The sequence below is a fragment of the Brevundimonas sp. UBA5713 genome (genome assembly GCF_002419815.1).
Lineage (GTDB): Bacteria > Pseudomonadota > Alphaproteobacteria > Caulobacterales > Caulobacteraceae > Brevundimonas.
On record NZ_DIGV01000018.1, the window covers coordinates 1 to 19550 of the forward strand.

Here is a 19550-nt window from a genome sequence, read left to right on the forward strand (position 1 = left end):
CGTGAACCTTGATCGCTTCATTCTGTCCGTCCTTCGTTAGGGCGGACTCTAGCTATTCCTGGAGGAGTTTCAGGGGGTCACGTCAGGTCACGTCAATCCGACTCTATAGCGTGGGATGGCGACTATTCATGCCTATCAACACCACTCGCTCACCCAGGCGAGCATCTCCGCTTGGATTACCTTCCCGAGTATAAACTAGACGCCCAAGCCCTAACTCGTGCGCTGGGTCTATCAGACGATACTGTGGTCCGAAAGCTTCTGAGAGAGGAGTTATCCATCTCGCTCGATCTGGCTTCAAAGCTTGGTAGAGTGTTTGGTACGTCGACTGAGTTTTGGCTGAATCTACAGGCTAGCCACGATCAGTCGGTAGTAGCCCTGAAGCATAGGCCTTAAACAGTCCGCCAATCTGCAATCTGATCCGAGCTAATCGAGACGATATCTCGAGGACGGTATAGGTCGGATTTTACGGATCCTGAGCGGCCGATCTCTTCTTTACCAGCTGATACCAGCCGGCCTGATTTCGTCCATCTTATGCGTTCGAGATTGGAGATGCCCAACGCCTCGCATATCTCAGCGGACGTAAGGCTACGGTTGTTAATTTTGGTGAGTGCCTTAGCGAGCTTATAGCCCGCGCTAACGACGTTATCTGCTGTGACGGTTACGCGATAGGCTTCGTCGGATTGGATTTGTGTGGCCTTACGAGACATTCGCTTACACAACGCAGCCACCTCGGCTATGCGCATCCGCAGCAGCAGACTGCGCTCTATGGCAGCTGAAATATCCAGTTCGTATCCTAGTCCGACGTTCTTGAGCCTGATGAGGGCGGACATCTCCTCGGCCTCGATTGTCTCGATCTGTTGAGACGGCATTAGAACTCGATCCCGGCCTGGGCTTTTACCCCGGCTCTGAACGGGTGTTTGACCAGACCCATTTCAGTGACCAGATCAGCGGCTTCGATCAGACGTTCATGGGCGTTTCGGCCCGTGATGATCACGTGAGTGTCGTCAGGTTTTTGGGCCAGAAATTCCAGCACCTCGTCCACAGGAAGGTAGTTGTACCGGATAGCGATGTTGAGCTCATCGCATATGACCATCTTCCAATCGGGATCCATAATGCGAGCCTTGCAGGCCTCCCAAGCTTCACGAACCTGCTCGATGTCGCGTTGACGATCCTGAGTGTCCCAGGTGAAGCCTTCGCCCATTGGACGCATTTCCACGAGGTCCGGAAACGCATCGAAAATTGCCTGCTCACCGGTGTCCATTGCGCCTTTAATGAACTGGATGATCGACACCTTCATGCCGTGACCCATCATGCGCAGCGCCATGCCCAATGCCGCGGTGCTCTTACCCTTCCCTGCACCGGTATGGACAATTACCAAGCCTTTTTCGACTGTCTTTGTGCTTAAGATTTTGGCCTTAACGGCCTGAATCTTCGTCATTTTTTCTTTATGTCGAAGCTGGCTGTTGTCGATCTCTGTGGTCATGTGCCTATCCTGACCACGACCCGATAGAGAATCGGAAACGCGGATTTGGGGTGCTGTTGTGCTGCGCCCCATGCCTCAGGATTGTATGTGATGTCGATATTGCGCGCCTCAAATGGCGGCACTTCAATCGTTGTTTGTTCGACGTGTAAGTTCAAAGCTGATGAGCCGTTGAATGCCTCTGGCGAGCGTGGTGGTGCCGCTCTTTTTCGTCATGTGAAGGATGCGACGGACGCGCTTGAGACGGCTTCGATCAGCGTCGAACCCATGGCCTGTCTGTTCGCTTGCTCCCAGCACTGCACGATACATTTGAGAGCGCCCGGCAAGGTCGGCTATGTCCTCGCCAACTTCGAACCCACACCTGAATCGGCGCAAGCCTTGGCGGAGTTTGCGCAACACTATGATCAAAGCCTTGAGGGCGTCGTGCCTTACAAAAACTGGCCGGAAGGCGTGAAGGGGCATTTCCTCGTGCGTATTCCGCCAGAAGGCATGATCACCGTCGATTGATGCCTATGGGCGGGTGAGGTCCAGCTTCATACCCGCCACGATCAGAACCGATTGCTTGCCGCTCTCTGCCAAGGCTTGGTTCAAGCGACCAGCTTCGTCGCGAAACCGTCTGGCAAGCGCATTGTCCGGCACGATACCCCAACCGACCTCATTGCTGACCACCCAGATTTCCGCCTGTGTGCTCGTCAGGGCGGCGAGGAGATCGCGCGTCTGTTGAGCAATGTCCTTCTCGGCCAGCATCAAGTTGGTCAGCCAGAGCGTCATGCAGTCGATGACCGCCACGTGGCCCTCCTCCAAGGCCTCGATAGCCTGAGGTAGATCAAGCGGTGCCTCGATTGTTTCCCACTCATCGCCGCGCTCTTCGCGATGTTTGGCGACCCGTTCAGCCATCTCGTCGTCGTAGATCTGTGCCGTCACAATGGCGATGGGTTTGGTGCCTGCTGTTGTCGCTGCAGCCTCGGCGGCACGCTGGGCATATCGGCTCTTTCCTGAGCGAGCGCCGCCAAGCACCAGAGTGTACGACATCAAAAATCTCCGGTTGACCTGAGCCATGGACAGTCCTACTGCCGAATTGCGTCAGGTTCCCCTTAACGGGGATTAAAAGGGAACGGAGTTAAAAACTCCGGCTGTTCCCGCAACTGTGAGCGGCTAGCCCGCACGTCATATGCCACTGGAGACTGACTTGGCTACGGCCAGATGTCCCTGGGAAGGCGACGTGCATCGGCGTTGATCCGCAAGCCAGGAGACCTACCTGCCGCCGTCGTTCTCCACGCGGCCGGGAAGAGCCAAGTGGTCGAGGTAACTCGTGTGACGACATCGTTTTCAACCGCGTTCAGCGGGCGATTGCGCGTGTCTTGAAACACAGGCGTGGTCTGTCTCGCTGTGCGCATCCATGTGGGGATGTCACATTGAACAGGCTTCTTTTCCCGGCTGCGGGCCTTGCCGTTCTTCTTTCTTCGCCGGCGCTGGCCGCCGAACTCGACCAACAGGCTGCAGCGCCGACTGCGGCTACCGTCGCGACGACCGTTGACGACGTCATCGTCACGGCCAACCGTTCGGCCCAGTCGATCGACAAGGTAGGGGCTTCAGTCACGGTACTGACCAAGGCTGCGCTGGAATCCGCGCAAGCGACGGCTGTTCCGGACATGTTGGCCCGTACCCCGGGCGTCAGCTTCACCCGCAACGGCGGCGTCGGTACCTCAACGACCGTCAACATCCGCGGCGCTGAGGGGCACCACACTGTCGTCCTGATCGACGGCGTGAAGATGAACGACCCCTCCTCCACCCAAGGCGGTGCCAACTTCAGCAACCTGCTGGTAGGCGACGCGGGCCGTATCGAAATCCTACGCGGTGCCCAGTCGACCCTGTGGGGCAGCCAAGCCATCGGCGGCGTGGTGAACATCATCACCGCCGAGCCAACGCAGGCCTTCGAAGGTGGCCTGAGTGCCGAAGTGGGATCGCGCGGCACCCAGTATTTCCGTGGCGGTATCGGTGGGTCAAATGACCGTCTCAGCTGGCGTCTGGCAGCGAACCGCTATGAGACTGACGGCTTCTCGGCCTATGCCACGGGCACAGAGGATGACGGCTACGAAAACAACAGCGTCTCGGGCCGACTGAACCTCAAACTGACCGACAACGCTTCGCTTGACCTGCGCGCGGTCTATTCCGACGGTACCAATGACTTCGATGCCTACAATGGCGACAGCCGCGAGTTCGGTAATACCGAAGAGCTGGTTACCTATGCGGGTCTGAACTTCGATCTGCTGGATGGTCGCCTGCGTAACCGCATCGGCTATGCCTACACCGATACCCAGCGCAACAACACCAACCCAGCCCGCACCATCGAAACCTCGACTTTCGAGGCCAAGGGAGAGAACACGCGCTGGGATTATCAAGGCAGCTTCGCCTTCACCTCGGACCTCAGTGCGACCTTTGGTGTTGAGTCAGAGCGCGCCGAGATGCGGACCCGTTCGCCGTCGAACAGCACGACCAAGCCGGCCTTTGGCACGGGCCGCGCAGATCTCGACAGCGCCTATGTCCAGTTCCAGTGGGCGACTCTGCCCTCGCTGAACCTGACAGCTGGCGTGCGTTATGATGACCACGCCCAGTACGGCGACAATGCCCTTGGCCAAGTCGCTGCAGCTTGGACGCTCAACGAAGGCAATACCGTCCTTCGTGCCAGCTGGGGCCAAGGCTTCCGCGCGCCGGGCCTGTACGAGCTTTACAGCGAATACGGCAACCTGACCCTGCAGCCGGAAGAGTTTGACGCTTGGGAAGTCAGCGTCCAGCAAAAGCTGCTGGATAAGGCGACCGTCGCCGTGACCTACTTCAACCGCGAGGCGGATAATGAGATCCGCTACAATGGCTGCTCCAGCACGGCTGATCCGCTTTGTGTCGTGAACGGCGCGATGCGTTGGGGCTATTACGCCAACGTCCAAAAGACCGAGGCTCAAGGCATCGAAGTCAGCGGCGTCTATGACGTAACGCCCGCCTTCAAGGTCGCTGCTAACTACACCTGGACCGACGCCACCAGCGCCTCGGGCACCAACAAGGGCAAGCAGCTGACCCGCCGCCCAGAGCATATGGCCAACTTCTCGGCTGACTATGCCTTTGCCAGCGGCCTGAAGACCGGCGTGGCGGTGCGCTATTCGGGCGAGACCTTCACCAACGACGCCAACACCGGCACGCTGGACGCCTACACCCTCGTGGACCTGCGCGTCTCATACCCGATTAACGAAACCCTCGAGGTCTATGGTCGCGTCGAGAACCTGTTCGACGAGCAGTATCAGATCGTCCAGAACTACGGCACGGCCGACCGTGGCGTATTCGGTGGCGTCCGCATCCGGTTCTGATGCGTCATGCTATCCGTCCGCCCGCATAAAGAGGCGATACGGCATGGAGGCGGCCTTCGGGCCGCCTCTTACGCCCACCCCGAGGTGACTGAGCCTTGGCTTGATCTGTCGACCGGCATCAATCCGGTGCCCTATCCGGCACAGCCCGCCAGTGCGGCGGAACGTGGCCGCCTGCCTGATCCACTGGAACTGGCTGCGTTAGAGGCCACGGCGGCACGTTTTTTCAACGCTAAACCGGAACGTGTTGCAGGCGCATCTGGAGCCGAGACCGTCATTCGCCTGCTGCCCGTACTTCTGGGTAAGGTCACGGTCGATATTGTCGGTCCGACCTACGGGGCACATGCAGAGACATGGCGAGCGGCTTTTCTCGCCCCCATGACGATAAGCAATCATCAGGCGTACAGTTCGGGCTCCGATGTGCTGGTCATCGTCAATCCCAACAACCCCGACGGGTATGTTTTCAGCAAGGCCGAGCTGCTTCGCATCCTGCGAAAGCGTGAAACCCAAGGGCGCTGGCTGGTGATCGACGAGTCTTTCGGGGAATGCTCACCTGAAAACTCCATGGCGGATGTCATCTCCGATCGGCTTATTGTCCTTAGATCGTTTGGAAAGTTCTTCGGTCTGGCAGGTGTCCGGCTGGGCTTCGCGATTGCCTCCCCGGCGTTCAAAGCCTCGCTGAGGGCCCTGACAGGCGATTGGCCCGTCTCCGCAGACGCAATCACCATGGGCAGGCAGGCCTATGCCGATCCGGCTTGGAGCGAAGCGACCCTCGCATCGCTCCAAGGACAAGCGGTAAAACTTGATGAAGCGCTAATCTCGTCTGGCTTCGAGGTGATCGGTGGCACCTGTCTGTTCAGGCTGGCCCGACACTCCCGCGCCCATGATTGGTTCTGGAAGCTATGCCGACGCGGGGTCCTGACGCGACCGTTCGACCATACGCCTGACGTGTTGCGCTTCGGCCTGCCACGGCCGGATGACTTTTACCGTCTGCACCGTGCGCTGGAGGCAGAGCTATGATTGTCAGCCGACGCGTTACCCTCCTTGCCGGCATGGCCAGTATGGCTTGGCCTGCGTCGGCTGCAGCCTCGCTCCCACGCCGCGTTGTATCTCTGAACCCCTGCCTGGACGCCATCCTCGTTCGGTTGGCCCCAAGGCATCAGATTGCGGCCATCAGCCATTTTTCGCGTATTTCGCAACAGTCGAACATCTATTCGCTCGCCCAGACCCTGCCCATCACCCACGAGACGGCAGAAGAGATTGTGTCGCTGCGCCCAGATCTTGTGCTGAGCAGTCAGCACAGTTCACGGGCCACGCGAAATGCCCTGACGCGTCTAGGGATAGCTGTTGAGCTGTTTGGCGTCCCTCAAACCATTGGGGAAAGTCTCGAGCAGGTTGATCGTATTGGCGCACTGACAGGCCATGCGGGCCGCGCTTCTGTATTGAGCCTAGAAATTACGCGCCAAATTGAACTGTGCCGCATCCGGCCAAACGAGAGGCGGCTGAAAGCCGTGGTGTTCCAACCCAACGGCTTTGCCGCGGGCCAAGGCACGCTGATGTCCGAAATGATGGAGATCGCGGGCTTCGATAATGTGGCTGGTCGGTATGGTGTCGGGAAATGGGGAAATCTGTCCCTTGAACAGATCATCGCCAATCCGCCCGAAGTTCTCCTGAGCGGAGCGGGATCACAGGGCGCGAGGTCATGGGCTGAACGGATCATGCTCCACCCTGCCCTGCACTCAATCTCGCACCGGATGGTGCAGGTCGAGTTCCCCGAAAAGCTTCTCTACTGCGGCGGGCCTGTATTGATCGATACCGCCACAGCACTCGTCCGCGCACGACAGCAGGCGCTGGAGGCCCTTCAATGAAGTCAGCGTCGATCCATCCTGCCGCTCTCTACGGCGGGCTCTTCGCCTTTGTGGCGCTGCTCTGTTTAGGAAGCCTTTATGCCGGCAAGGTCTGGGTTCCTCTGCACCAATGGCTGGCAACTCCGGGCGATCCATCATGGGCCATTCTAGTGGAGCTGCGGCTCCCTCGAACACTCTTGGCCGTCATGGTGGGTGCTGTGCTGGGATTGGGCGGTGCCGCCATGCAGGGCTATACGCGAAATCCGCTTGCCGACCCCGGTATGCTGGGCGTCTCCAGCATGGCTGCGCTGGGGGCGGTCACGACATTCTATATGGGCAGCTTTGGTGGTCAGCCGTGGGTGCTGCCCATGATGGCCATGGCGGGGGCTGCCCTTGGCGTGGCCTTGCTGCTGGCTCTTGCTGGCTCAACGAGCAGCATCGTGACCTTCATTCTGGCCGGTGTGGTAATACAGACCGTGGCGGGCGCTGGCGTCGCACTTGCTCTGAACCTCGCGCCCAATCCGTGGGCCGTGAACGAGATCATCAACTGGCTGATGGGCTCACTGGCGGACCGCAGCCTTGATGATCTGAAGATCGCCGCACCGGGCATGATGCTTGGGCTGATCCTGCTCGCGTCTCAGGGCCGAGCCCTCGATGCTCTGACCCTCGGCGAGACCGGAGCCAAGGGGCTCGGCATCAACCTTGGCGCAACGCGTCTTGCCCTTGTTGTGGGAGCAGCCCTTGCCATCGGATCAGCCGTGGCCGTGACAGGCGTCATCGGCTTTGTCGGACTGATCACCCCACACCTGCTGCGTCCTTTTGTAAAGTCCAAACCCGGCGCGCTGCTTATCCCGTCTGCGATTGGCGGTGCGGCGCTCACTCTGGCCGCCGATATTCTCGTCAGACTGACGCCTGCTCCCAACGAAGTGAAGCTGGGCGTAGCCATGGCGGCATTGGGAGGGCCCTTCTTCCTCGCCCTCCTCATCTCCATGCGCCGGAAAATCGTATGAGCCAGATCAAGACGTCAGACCTCTGTGTCACCTTCGGCTCGCGGTCGGTGCTTGAGGGGATCAACCTCTCGGTACAGCGCGGACAGGTCACCGCCATCATTGGTCCGAATGGTGCGGGTAAATCCACCCTGCTCGATTGTTTGGCCGGACTGCGTCGCCCCGATCTGGGCAAGGTCCACCTCGATGCCACGCCCCTACTGGACCTGAAGCCACAAGAGCGTGCTAAACGCATCGCCTACCTTCCCCAACATTCGGAACTGGCTTGGGAGATTGATGGCGAAACCCTCGTGGGCTTGGGCCGCACGCCTCACTGCGGACCGTGGGGACGGACGGCTAAGGATGCCGCTGCTGTCCGTGACGCGTTGGTACGCACCTCTACATCAGAGTTTGCCAACCGCCCCGTTTCCACTCTGTCAGGCGGCGAGCGGGCGCGGCTTCTGTTGGCAAGAGCCTTGGCGACAGATCCCCAATGGTTGCTTGCCGACGAGCCTTTGGCGGGGCTTGATCCGGGTCACTGCCTCGACGTCGTAGCCCTGTTCCGAGAGCTTGCTCATAAGGACGGGCGTGGCGTCATTCTAACGCTGCACGATCTCACTCTAGCTCTAAAGGCCGCGGATCGGGTCATTCTGCTGAGTGATGCAAAGGTGCTGGCCGACGACGTGCCTAGCAAGGTCTTGGCTTCCGAGTTCCTTGAACAGGCTTACGGGATCAGCACTGCTTTATTGAAGGGCAACAATGGCTACGTGCTGGAGACCCTGGCTCGTGCATGACCTCCCTTGGCTTTGGTTGGTAGCAGGTGCGCTCTGGCTGGAGTTCTTCATCCGCTGGCCCGGCCGAATACCGCATCCGGTTGTTGCACTGGGCGCTTTGATCGGGGCGCTGGATCGGCGCTGGAACCTAAATCCAGTGCCTGAACGCACCAAGCGATGGCGCGGGGTATTGGCCTTGTTGGTTGTGGCAGTTTCAGCTGCTGTGGTCGGGCTTGTTGTCCAGTGCGGGCTAACGGCATGGCTGCCCGACATCGCGCCCTACCTATGCGCCCTTCTTGGCATATTTGGTCTGGCTGCGGGCAGTCTGCATCAGCACTTCGTTGCCATTCAGCGCCCGCTCTCGCAAAACGATTTGGAAGCTGCCAAGCACGCCGTGTCCATGATTGTTGGCCGTGATACCGCGACCATGAACGCCTCAGACATCTCGGCTGCAGCTTTGGAAAGTCTGGCTGAAAGCTTCAACGATGGCGTCGTTGCCCCCGTGTTCTGGTTCGCCATCTGGGGTCTGCCCGGACTGTTTGCCTATAAGGCCATCAACACAGCGGACAGCATGATCGGCCACATGGAGCCGAGATGGCGCGCCTTCGGCTGGGCCGCGGCGAAAACCGATGACATCGCCAACTGGATACCGGCCCGTATCGCTGGCCTGTTGATCGTAATGGCGTGTGCCGCCCGAGGAACTGCGTCACAGGCCCTGCGTGTCATGCTGAAAGACGCCGCCAAACACGCATCTCCAAATGCGGGCTGGCCAGAGGCCGCCATGGCCGGAGCCTTGGGAGTTCGACTGGGAGGAGCAGTCCATTACGACGGAGTCCTTTGCGAGCGCCCGAGCTTTGGTAATGGATCGGCTCCTACGGCAATGGACATGAAAAACGGCGCTGTCATCTACCTTCTCGCCCTCGGCTTGCTCACCATCATCTTGGTCCTCGCAGGTGCTCTATGGCGTCTCTGATGATCCAGGGCTGCGGATCGGATGTCGGTAAGTCCGTGCTTGTGGCGGGCCTGTGCCGGGCCTTCACCAATCGCGGCCTGACAGTGCGTCCGTTCAAGCCGCAAAACATGTCGAACAATGCCGCGGTCACCCAACCTGACGATCGTGGGCTGACAGGAGAAATTGGCCGGGCGCAGGCTCTTCAGGCCGCTGCATGCCGGACACCGCCAACTGTTCATATGAACCCCGTCCTTCTCAAACCCCACAGCGACACGGGCGCTCAGTTGGTTGTTAGAGGTCAGGTCGAGGGTCACTCGAAGGCCATCGGATATCAGCAGCGCAAAGCTGCCTTGCTAGATGTCGTTCTGGACAGTTTCGAGCGCCTGAACTCAGAAGCCGACCTCGTCATCGTCGAAGGCGCAGGCAGCCCCGCCGAGATCAATCTGCGCCAAGGAGACATCGCCAATATGGGGTTCGCCCGCGCGGCCAAGGTCCCGGTTGTCCTCGTAGGCGACATCGACCGCGGCCATGTCATTGCCGCTCTGGTTGGAGCCAAGACGGTGCTTGATCCTGAAGACGCCGCCATGATCCATGGCTTTATCATCAACAAGTTTCGGGGTGATCCAAGCCTGTTCGATCGAGGCCGCGAGCAGATTGCCGACCTGACCGGATGGCACGATCTGGGTATGGTGCCATGGCTTACTGAGGCTAGCCGACTGCCCGCCGAGGATGCAGTCGTGCTGCAAACTTCCTCAGAGGCTCAGCCGGACGGTCAGGTGCGCATCGCCGTCCCGATGTTGTCACGCATCGCCAATTTCGATGATTTCGATTCCTTGGCTGCCGACCCACACTTTGATCTTCAATTCGTTCCGCCGGGCCAAACCATTCCTGAAGATAGCGACTGGATCATTCTTCCCGGCACGAAGGCCACTATTGCGGATATGGCGTTTCTCAAGGCGCAGGGTTGGGACATCGACATCCTTTCCCACGTCCGCCGCAACAAGCGCGTGCTTGGCATCTGCGGCGGCTATCAACTTCTGGGCCATTACATCCATGATCGGCACGGCTTAGAAGGCGAAATTGGCTCGTGTCGCGGCTTGGGCTTGCTCGACGTCGAGACCACACTGCATCCCTCGAAAACGCTGAAACAGGTCAAAGGCCAGATCACCGCCTGTGGCTCAGACTTCACGGGCTATGAAATCCACGTAGGCCAGACGTTCGGTGCCGACACAGAGAGGCCCGTCGCCCTGATTGATGGCAAACCTCACGGTGCAACATCGCTTAACGGCCTTGTCCACGGGCTCTACATTCACGGCGTGTTCGATAGCTCCAAAGCCCGCGCAGGCATACTGGGCCTAACTCGGACAATACCCCCCGCTCCTGACCATACCGCCGTGGTTGATGCCGCACTCGACGCCATAGCCGCCACGCTCGAACAACACCTCGACCTCGATCATCTGTACCAACTGGCTTGCCGTAAATGACGATCTCACACCTACTCGACTTCCCTGCCCTCCATCAGTCAATCAGGCCAGAGATCGAGGCCTGCCTTGATGGAAAGGCCAAGCCACCGAAGTCTCTAGGACGGCTGGAAGAGCTAGCGGTGCGCATCGGGCTGATGCAGCAATGCAGCCAACCCAAAATCAACGATCCAGCCCTCATCGTCTTCGCAGGCGACCACGGCCTCACGCGTTCGGGAGTGGCAGCATTTCCCGCCAGTGTGACGGTCTCAATGGTGGACAGCCTTCTGGCAGGACGAGCTTCCGCCAGCGCCATTGCCAAGGTGGTGGGGGCTAGCGTCCATGTAGTCGATGCAGGTGTCGCCGCTGATCTAAATGGCCGAGATGACCTAATCCATCGCAAGGTCAGTCGAGGCACTAATGACGCTTCCGTAGAGCCTGCTATGTCGCTCCAACAGGCGCAGCTGGCACTGAACTATGGCGCACAAGTCGCTGTCGACGTCATCGACAAAGGGGCCGACATTATCGCCTTGGGAGAGATGGGCATTGGCAACAGTTCCTCGGCATCGTTGCTCATTCATCGCCTGACGGGTGAAGAGCTTGACCGATGTATCGGTCCGGGAGCAGGTCATTCCGATGAAGGCATGGCCATCAAGCGCGCCGTACTTACAAGGGCCGCCGATCGCAGTAATGCATCAGACCCAATGGACGTTCTGGTAGAATTCGGCGGGTTCGAAATTGGTCAGATTGCGGGCGCTATTCTTGAATGCGCCAAGCGCCGAGTGCCGGTTCTTATCGATGGGTTTATCTGCTCGTCAGCGGCCCTTCTAGCGATCCGGTTGGCACCTCACGCGCAGGACTTCTGCATCTTCACCCACACCTCCGCCGAGCCTGGCTACAAGGCTATCACTGACGCGCTCAACGTGCGCCCTTTGCTTGATCTAGATATGCGCCTTGGTGAAGGCACAGGCGCCCTGCTCGCTGTGCCGATCATCAGGAGCGCCTGCGCGATCACGACCGACGTCGCCACCCTTGTGGAAGTTTTGGGTGCTTCTTGATGATCGTAAAAGAGACCAAGCTGTTCATCTGTGCGGTCCAGTTTCTGACCCGCGTACCGACCCCGCAGCTAGACGACTTTCAACCCGAATGGATACAGCAGAGCGCTCGCTACTATCCCGCCGTAGGGTTGATGGTCGGTGGCGTTTCAGGCTGTGTGCTTTGGCTAGCAAGTCTGATCTGGAGCCCTTGGATAGCTGCTGTTTTGGCTGTGGCTGCGGGCATGGCGTTGACTGGCTGTTTCCACGAGGACGGACTGGCCGATACCGCCGACGGCATCGGCGGTGGCCAGACACGAAGCCGCCGCCTCGAAATCATGAAGGACAGTCGCCTCGGCACCTATGGCGCGTCCGTTCTCTTCATGAACCTCGCATTGCGTATTCTTTGCGTCGGGACGCTCGCTTCGACCAGCCCTTTGCTCGGGTTGTTCGGTGTATTGGCGGCTAACGCCATGGGGCGCTCAACCGCAGTTCTAGCCATGGCCATTATGCCATACGGCGGCGATCCGGGCATGGCCAAGGAGGGCAAGCCGGACAGGACGACGGCATGGAATGTGGCCATCGCTATATCTATTGGAGCGTTCGCTTTGCTCCCCTTCTCGCCTTTTCAGGCGGCAATAGGCGTGGCCGTGGGCATCGCCGTGGCCGCTATTCCAGCTTGTGTCGCTTGGCGTCTGTTAGGCGGCCGTACCGGTGACGTCCTGGGTGCCATCGAGCAAGCCTTCGAGATCGGGTTCCTATTGGCGATGGCTGCCATTCTGTCATGAGCATAATCGTCTGCCCCCTACATGACGTAGAGGCGATCGCTCGCGCCCGCCGCCCTAGCCATATTCTCAGCCTGATCTCTCCGTCGGCCGAGTCCACGGGGTTTCAGCGCCTAGCCCCGTATCATCTGGAACTGCGCTTCAACGACATAGCCGAACCCCGCCAGGGTCTGATTGAACCCTCACCAGACAACATCAAATCCATCATAGAGTTTGGCCGGAGTTCTCGGGCACAAGGCCCCCTGCTCATCCACTGTTGGGCAGGCGTCAGCCGCTCACCAGCCGCCGCCTTTATCATCGCCTTTGATCGAGCCAGACCTTCGCCGGCACAACTGGCCGCACGCCTGCGATTCGTAGCGCCCTATTGCACGCCAAACCCAAGAATGATCGCCCTCGCGGACGAGGCACTAGGCGCGCATGGCGACCTCTCCAGAGCGATAACAGAGATTGGAAGGGGGAAAGAAACCTACTGGGGCTCCGCCTTCGATATCAGTAAGCTAGAGTAATGTCTGCCTAGCGCCATGAGCGGACGTTGGCTCGATTCCGGAATGCGGACATCGATGCAGGACGCGTTTTACGGAGGATGCCGGGGAGAGCGCTGCGCTTCTGCAGCGACTACGAAGGGACCTTGATTTGAAAGACGACAATCGGGGAAGTACTGCGCAGTTGAATCGCGACGAGCACGTCCTGCACTGCTAGGCTTAAACGATGACATTACCGGACAACTCCGCCTCAACGCATCCTCCCAAAGCGGAGGGCGATCCTCTGACAGTGGATCCTTCCATAACTGCTCTTGGCAAAGCGGAGCCGGTGGATCACGATAAGAGCCTGCTGGAACAGATCGGCGCGTTCGTGCAGCAGGCTCCGAACGTGCTCGGCGGCTCGGACATTCTCTGCATCGGTGGCGGCCCTATCCAGAATCGCGCTGGAGCACTTATCGCGATCTTGACCGCGATCCGAATGATGGACGGCACGCCCGCCCTGCTACGTTATATGGTGGTCGTCCCGCCGGGATCTGATCTCGATAGTTCGCGCGACTTGCTTCGAACAGAATTTCTGAACAGTCTCGAGCGGTTGGAAGGCGAGCCGGTAACAAACGCCGACGCATGGTTCGAGCATAAGGTCGCCGTGGTGGCGGCCAAGGACCGCTGGGCTCAGACTGTGACGGATCTTGTCACCGTCCAACCGGAACGGACGGCGATCCTGGTAATGGACGCTAGCGGCTATCGTGACGACGCCATCGATCCGTACATCGCCCCGGGTGCCGTAACTCCACTTCAGGCGGAGGATGTTTGGGCACCTCAGATTCATGGACTCGCGGCCCGGATCACTCTCCTGGCCCGTGAGAAAACTCTCTACGTCGCGCTGGACGTCGGCGAGTTCACCCCGCGCCGAGCTGAACTGTCAGACCTTCTTCTTTCTATCGACGGGTGCGGAGTCATGGGAGGGGGGATGGAAAATGATCCATCGACCTATCTATCGGAACACGCGGATCAATGGGACGCTTGGATCCGCGACGGGCGGCTAGGCCGGGCGCTCAAGGACCTGGACACACTTCCGCAGTCCCTTGAGACTCACAAAGCCTTTTTGAAGGTCCAGCTTCTGCATAAGGCGGGGCATTTCGAACAAGCACTGCACCTTATCCGAAAGGAGATTGATCTCGACGGCCAGCTGAACGGGAACGCCCGCGTTAAGCTGGCCCGGATCGCGGAGGACGCCAACGCATCCGGCCTCGCCGCTAAAATCCTTGCGCCTGCGATCGAAGTTCTGGCTAATCGGGAGGATCTGGAAAGCGCGCTCGCCACAGCCGAAGATATCGGCGCGACGGCGCTTGAAGTCCAGGCGGCGGAGCGTCTTCAGGCGTTGTTTCCAGGCAGCGCAAGCTTGAGAGACCGCCGGCAAAGAGACGCTTTGCTCGCTCGCGATCACGACGCGGCGGCGGCCGTCGCCGAGGAACAACCGAGCGATGAGGCGAGTGCTTTGTATTTTCGGGCCCTGTCGAAGGCCTTCGCCGGAGACGGAGTTCCCGATTATCAGGGGCTGATCGCCAGCGCCGGCGAGAACCAGTCCCTAGCTGATGCCTATCGGATGGCCTGCGTCGGCGACGCCCTGGCCCGAAATCTCGTCGTCCACGCCTTCGACCTGGCCGTTCCTCTGCCGAAGACGAACAACCAGCAGCAACGCGGCGAACGCCTTCTCCTGCGGACGTTGGAACAGATCCTTCTTTCGGCGAGATCCGACGGCGGAGGCCTCATCGACATGGAGCGTTTCGCCGACGCGGTCCTGGAACTGATCCAACGGCTGGCGCAAGATCCGACCAATCGCAATCTTCGGGTTCGACTCATCGCGTTGGTCCAACCGTCCCTGTCCGGAACCACAGGACTGGCGGTCCTGGCGGTCGTCGTGCTTCGCCTCGCGTCCCGACCAGTAGCCCTTCGCAAAGGGAGCGCGCTGGGAACAGCCGGGATGGACTGGCTGATGGACCGCAAGGCTTTCCTGGAGCAGGCATTCGCCTTCCTGTCGTCGGAACAGCCCGTCGTCATTGGACGGCTTTCCCTGCCCAAGGCGCTCATGACCGAACCCGCGGACGAGGTCGTCTCCGCGATCGTCGCCTATCTGAACTATGCCCCAGCAGGCGACGAGGCGGACAACAAGGATCTGCTTCGCTGGCTCGCTCTCGGCGCGGCCGCGGTGCCCCACACCTCCGATCCCGACTATGATCTGCGCATGATCCGACTGGTGGCCGGAAAGCTGGCCAGTTCCGGCGAAGCGCAGGAAGCGCGCGACCTGGCGGAACTGGCCCTGCTGAACGGAGCCGGGAGTCCGCGCCGCCGCCGCCTGGCCTGGTTCGCCATGGCGGATATTTACAATCGTTGCGGAATCCAGTTCGAGGCCCTGATGGCCATCGCCTGTACGTTCGCAGCGGACGTTTCGGGGGACGAGGAGGAAATCTACCAGGAAGTCGCGGGCCTCGCGCGAATCTTCCGCGATTGCGGCCTGATGGATCAGGCGATGACCGCCATCGGCAAGGCGCGCACCCTGCTGGATCGGATGGGCCATCAGGATCAATACGGCCATCAGTTGGATACACTGGCGCTGCAAATCCGGCAGAAAGCGATGTTCGCGCTCGACGCGAACGCCAACGCCTTCGAACAATTTCTGGTCGACGCCGCCGCCAATCTCGAAGCGGCCTTCGAACGCAACGGAGGAACCGCGCCGGCCGGCGTGCTCCTCGGTCAGGCGCTTCGCGTCGCCCGTCTGCGAAAGATCTCCGTCCCGGCGAGCGCAGAGGCCTTGTTCGAAAGGGCGCGGCGGGAGGCCAAAGGCGCCCTTGGGCACCTGATGGAGGCCATGGCTGCGACCACGCCGTCCGCCGCCGACCTGCTTGCCGTCGCAGGCGTCGCTGGCGCCACCCGCTATTCCGACGATGCAGGATTCGACGGCCGCTACGCCGCCGTGCTCGCCGCCCGCGCCCTATCGGACAACGACTTCATCGCGGACGCTGAACAGACGTCTTTGGCGCTGGAGCTTTTGACGGACCGCGGCGTGGCGCTGCCCGAGTGGGATGAAGCGGCAGCGCCGCCGCCACCGCCGAAAACGACGAGTGAACCTGCGGATACCGCTGCGGCCCTGTCTAAGGCCGGGTTGACCGTAGTCCAGGCGGGTTTCGACGAAGCGGGAAGGCTCGTGACGGTCACGACCTCCAACGGGATGTTCGCACAACCCGTTCGCGAGCCTGAAGCCGTCATCACCCAGGCACGCCTCAACGCTTGGTCCGTCGATTTCCCCTATGCTTATGGGATTGATGAGACTTCGGCCAATCTGTTCTACACAACGACCGCCGACCTGAGGGTCAGCGCGCTCCCGGAAGGGCGTGTGGTGATCGTCGCCGACATCGATCTACAGGCCTTCCCGCCCAATCTTTTGTTCATCGACGACGACTTCGCCGGACGGACGCGGCCCTTGGCCGCCGCACCCTCGCTCGCCTGGCTGGGTCGCGCCATGGCAAAGGGCATGATCGGCGACGGGCGGTCTTGCGCCTGGATTTCCACCGCGGTCGGCGGCGACGACAGCGAGACGCTGCCGATGATCGCCCAACGCCTCGAAGCCACTCTGGGTGATCACGATTTTCTAACCGATCACGGCCCCCACCTCCCAGCCACCTTCGCTGGCGCCAGTCTCGCGGTGATCGCCGCGCACGGCGGCGTTCACCCGGACGGCAAATTCTTTCAGGTTGTGTCGGATGAAGGCGTTCTTCGAGTCGGTGCCCTCGATCTGGCCAACGCCCTACGCAATGTCGGCGTCGTCATCCTGTTCGTCTGCAGCGCGGGTCGCGCCGACAGACATCCGGGTGCCAACACCACAGTCGGCCTGGCCAAGCAAATTCTCGATCGGGGATGCGCAGCTGTCGTCGCCTCCCCTTGGCCGCTGGACGCCCGCGTGCCGTCGCACTGGCTGCCAGCCTTCCTAGAGCATTGGATGGCTGGGGACAGCCTGATCGACGCCGTATTCAAAGCCAACGCGATCGTTGATCGCGCCTTTGCCCACGATCCGGCTCGCGGTCTCGCTATGGCCGTCTACGGCAATCCCCTGCTTCGCCGACAGACCGCAGTTTCGGGCAGCCTCATATGAGGTGGTCTCGCTGCCCAGCTGGCCTTACTCCCTCTTTCTGTCGGGCCTGCGCCAAACGCGGACCTTAAGTTCGCTCCGGAGCGAAGACATTCCGTCACCGCTAAGCGACAGCTAATTTTGACCGCCGACCAGAGTTCTTAACCGTCGGGCAGGAATGTCATGACGTGGTCTGACTGCACAATGCCAAGTGAGCGGACGGGTTGCCAGTTGAACTGGACTGCTCGGGCTAGGGTGGACTGACATTCGTATCGCCGGGCGGATGCCTCACATGTGCTGCTAAAAACTGTCGCCCTAGGAATGGCGCATCCGTCCACTTTCTTTCGCTATCGCTAAAGCAAAGGTTGCATGTTCGATTTTCTAACATTACATTGGTATTATGTTGGAGGATCAGCCATGAGCCAAATCAAGGACAAGCCTGATATCAAGCCGTTTCCCGTCCAGGAGACGAGCGCCTGCTTGTTGGCAGAGCTGACCTCCCTGGCGGAAAGTGAGCTTAAACTGCAGGGGCTGACGCCTCCCGATACCCCGGGTGCCCTACTCACCACTAAAATCCGACTAGATTCCCTGACGGTCGTAGACGTGACCTTGGCGCTTGAGGACATTCTCGGGTTCGAGCCCAAGAATATCGTCCAGACGGGTGGCTACGATTCTATCCAGGCCGCCTTGGATCACATGATGCCAAGGCTTGAGGCGGCCTGGAAAAAAAACTATCCGGCTGGTGCATAATGGAGGACGACGAACAAGCCCGTCGTAGCTTGGGGGAACGGCTTCGTGAGGCGCGGGAGTATCTCGGCCTTAAGCAGGATGAGGTGGCCGCGCATCTTAAGCTGCCCCGCACGGCCCTTACAGGGATTGAAAGCGGGCAGCGACGTGTGGAAGCAATCGAACTTACCCGTCTTGCTCGTCTCTATCGACAGTCCGTGGGGTATCTAACCGGAAGCGAAGGACCGCCAGATTTGCCTCCCGATGTAGCCCATCTGGCGCGCCAGGCAGCCGACTTGTCGCAAAAAGACCGGGAGGAATTGAGCCGCTTCACAGAGTTTCTTTTGGCGCGTGCTCGAAAGACGGACTGACAAATGGCGAGGAATTATCAGGAGGCTGTAAGGAACGGAGTGGCGGCCGCCGGACGGCTGCATAGAAAGTTCGATCTTCGCGCCCAACTGGAAGCCCAGCCGGGTGCCATAGATGTATTTGATCTGATCGCGGCGCTCGATACCCCCCTGATGGTTAGACCTTTGGACGGTCTTCTGGGTGCGTTCATCAACGACCCCATTCCGGGAATTATGATCACCACACAACGCCCGCTCAGCATCCAGCGATTCACCGCCGCGCATGAGCTGGGACATTCGACCCTCGGACATCGGCCAAGTCTCGATGACGAGGTACAGGTCTTGCGACGCGCGCCCGGTCGCGATCTCAGTCCCGGCTTCCAAGAGACAGAGGCCGACGCCTTCGCCGCAGCCCTGCTGATGCCCCGCTGGCTGATAACAGCCCATTGCGCCAGGCAGGGTTGGCGGGCTGTTGATCTCGAACGTCCGCTAGTCGTTTATCAGCTGGCGCTTCGCCTAGGCGTGAGCTTCGAGGCCATGACTCGCACCTTGGAACGCTACGACCTACTCGATGCTGCCCAGCGCGAGACCGTCTTGGCGACCAAGCCTCGGATCTTAAAGGCCGAGCTCCTCGGCGACTTCACCCCCACGTCTTATCACGGCGACGTATGGCTTATAACCGAGAAGGATCAAGGCGGAAGGATCGATGGAAGCCGCGGAGACCTGTTCGTCATCCGTGTCCAGGAACTCGGCTCGGCCGGCTATCTCTGGGATTTCGACACTCTTCAGGCCAGCGGCCTAGTCGTCCTCCGCGACACCCGGCTTGTTGGTGCCATGGACAGTATCGGCGCTCCAATCGAGCGTGAGGTTCTGGCGGGACCTAACGGCGAGGATGTTGAGGGGGCTTTAGATCTGCGCCAGAGCCGACCCTGGCTCAAGGACCCGCCGATCGCTGCGTTAGCTGTGACCTTCGACTTATCAGGCCCCGAGGTGTCTGGCCTTTCACGCGCGGAACGTCGCCGTTGGTTGGCGGCAGCCTAAGATGGGAGTCATAGATATCAAAACTGATTTGCGCCATCGCTTCGGTTCGGCTCGTGACCAAGGTCCACGTCCGACCTGTCTAGCCTTCGCGGCCAGCGATCTCCACGCTGCGATGCGTCCTGGCTGGGTACCACTGTCCTGCGAGGCGGCCTTCT

Annotated in this window: 18 protein-coding genes and 1 riboswitch; of the genes, 15 read left to right on the plus strand and 3 right to left on the minus strand. The window is 60.1% G+C overall.

Features of this window, described 5'->3' with window-relative positions:
* The first annotated feature begins 105 nt into the window (after positions 1-105).
* The gene (locus tag B3B04_RS14645; RefSeq protein ID WP_409516042.1) at positions 106-393 is read left to right on the plus strand and encodes a HigA family addiction module antitoxin; all 288 of its coding nucleotides are present in this window, start codon (positions 106-108) and stop codon (positions 391-393) included.
* Here the strand turns inward: B3B04_RS14645 and B3B04_RS03870 are convergent.
* Both B3B04_RS03870 and cobO read right to left on the minus strand, forming a co-directional pair.
* The gene (locus B3B04_RS03870) at positions 390-869 is read right to left on the minus strand and encodes a hypothetical protein (protein ID WP_292040057.1); all 480 of its coding nucleotides are present in this window, start codon (positions 867-869) and stop codon (positions 390-392) included. The two genes, B3B04_RS14645 and B3B04_RS03870, sit on opposite strands and share 4 nt — an antisense overlap.
* On the minus strand, positions 869-1483 hold the full coding sequence (cobO, locus tag B3B04_RS03875; RefSeq protein ID WP_292040059.1) for a cob(I)yrinic acid a,c-diamide adenosyltransferase: 615 nt from the start codon (positions 1481-1483) through the stop codon (positions 869-871). Before cobO ends, B3B04_RS03870 begins: the two co-directional genes overlap by 1 nt.
* Before the next feature lie 90 nt (positions 1484-1573).
* On the opposite strand from cobO, the gene B3B04_RS03880 reads away from it, so the two are divergent.
* The gene (locus B3B04_RS03880; RefSeq protein WP_292040060.1) at positions 1574-1987 is read left to right on the plus strand and encodes a DUF1636 domain-containing protein; all 414 of its coding nucleotides are present in this window, start codon (positions 1574-1576) and stop codon (positions 1985-1987) included.
* A gap of 3 nt (positions 1988-1990) precedes the next feature.
* On the opposite strand, the gene cobU is transcribed toward B3B04_RS03880, so the two are convergent.
* Entirely contained in the window at positions 1991-2539 is a 549-nt protein-coding gene (gene cobU, locus B3B04_RS03885; protein ID WP_292040061.1) for a bifunctional adenosylcobinamide kinase/adenosylcobinamide-phosphate guanylyltransferase, read from the minus strand.
* 9 nt (positions 2540-2548) lie between these two features.
* Positions 2549-2756: riboswitch (cobalamin riboswitch) on the plus strand.
* A 139-nt stretch (positions 2757-2895) separates the two neighbouring features.
* On the opposite strand from cobU, the gene B3B04_RS03890 reads away from it, so the two are divergent.
* The 13 genes from B3B04_RS03890 to B3B04_RS03945 all read left to right on the plus strand — a co-directional run bounded on the left by B3B04_RS03890 (position 2896) and on the right by B3B04_RS03945 (position 19395).
* Positions 2896-4839 (plus strand): TonB-dependent receptor plug domain-containing protein, encoded by a 1944-nt coding sequence (locus B3B04_RS03890; RefSeq protein ID WP_292040063.1) that lies wholly within the window; start codon positions 2896-2898, stop codon positions 4837-4839.
* A gap of 6 nt (positions 4840-4845) precedes the next feature.
* Positions 4846-5856 (plus strand): threonine-phosphate decarboxylase, encoded by a 1011-nt coding sequence (locus B3B04_RS03895; RefSeq protein WP_292040064.1) that lies wholly within the window; start codon positions 4846-4848, stop codon positions 5854-5856.
* On the plus strand, positions 5853-6704 hold the full coding sequence (locus B3B04_RS03900) for an ABC transporter substrate-binding protein (protein WP_292040066.1): 852 nt from the start codon (positions 5853-5855) through the stop codon (positions 6702-6704). The genes B3B04_RS03895 and B3B04_RS03900 overlap by 4 nt, the downstream gene beginning before the upstream one ends.
* Entirely contained in the window at positions 6701-7693 is a 993-nt protein-coding gene (locus tag B3B04_RS03905; RefSeq protein WP_292040067.1) for a FecCD family ABC transporter permease, read from the plus strand. The genes B3B04_RS03900 and B3B04_RS03905 overlap by 4 nt, the downstream gene beginning before the upstream one ends.
* Positions 7690-8463 carry an ABC transporter ATP-binding protein gene (locus B3B04_RS03910; RefSeq protein ID WP_292040069.1) on the plus strand — a complete coding sequence of 258 codons (774 nt, stop codon included), beginning with the start codon at positions 7690-7692 and terminating at the stop codon, positions 8461-8463. Before B3B04_RS03905 ends, B3B04_RS03910 begins: the two co-directional genes overlap by 4 nt.
* A complete protein-coding gene (gene cbiB / locus B3B04_RS03915; RefSeq protein WP_292040072.1) occupies positions 8429-9415 on the plus strand; it encodes an adenosylcobinamide-phosphate synthase CbiB in 987 nt (328 codons plus the stop codon). Before B3B04_RS03910 ends, cbiB begins: the two co-directional genes overlap by 35 nt.
* Positions 9403-10878, plus strand: a complete 1476-nt coding sequence (locus B3B04_RS03920) for a cobyric acid synthase (RefSeq protein ID WP_292040073.1) — start codon at positions 9403-9405, stop codon at positions 10876-10878. Before cbiB ends, B3B04_RS03920 begins: the two co-directional genes overlap by 13 nt.
* On the plus strand, positions 10875-11912 hold the full coding sequence (gene cobT / locus B3B04_RS03925; protein WP_292040074.1) for a nicotinate-nucleotide--dimethylbenzimidazole phosphoribosyltransferase: 1038 nt from the start codon (positions 10875-10877) through the stop codon (positions 11910-11912). The genes B3B04_RS03920 and cobT overlap by 4 nt, the downstream gene beginning before the upstream one ends.
* Positions 11912-12676, plus strand: coding sequence for an adenosylcobinamide-GDP ribazoletransferase (gene cobS, locus B3B04_RS03930; protein WP_292040075.1), 765 nt, complete (start codon positions 11912-11914; stop codon positions 12674-12676). The genes cobT and cobS overlap by 1 nt, the downstream gene beginning before the upstream one ends.
* A gap of 807 nt (positions 12677-13483) precedes the next feature.
* Positions 13484-17305 carry a CHAT domain-containing protein gene (locus B3B04_RS03935; RefSeq protein WP_292040076.1) on the plus strand — a complete coding sequence of 1274 codons (3822 nt, stop codon included), beginning with the start codon at positions 13484-13486 and terminating at the stop codon, positions 17303-17305.
* A gap of 393 nt (positions 17306-17698) precedes the next feature.
* Positions 17699-18031, plus strand: a complete 333-nt coding sequence (locus tag B3B04_RS03940) for a hypothetical protein (protein WP_292040077.1) — start codon at positions 17699-17701, stop codon at positions 18029-18031.
* Positions 18031-18378, plus strand: a complete 348-nt coding sequence (locus tag B3B04_RS14585; protein WP_313442661.1) for a helix-turn-helix transcriptional regulator — start codon at positions 18031-18033, stop codon at positions 18376-18378. Before B3B04_RS03940 ends, B3B04_RS14585 begins: the two co-directional genes overlap by 1 nt.
* Before the next feature lie 3 nt (positions 18379-18381).
* A complete protein-coding gene (locus tag B3B04_RS03945) occupies positions 18382-19395 on the plus strand; it encodes an ImmA/IrrE family metallo-endopeptidase (protein WP_292040078.1) in 1014 nt (337 codons plus the stop codon).
* Positions 19396-19550: the final 155 nt, after the last annotated feature.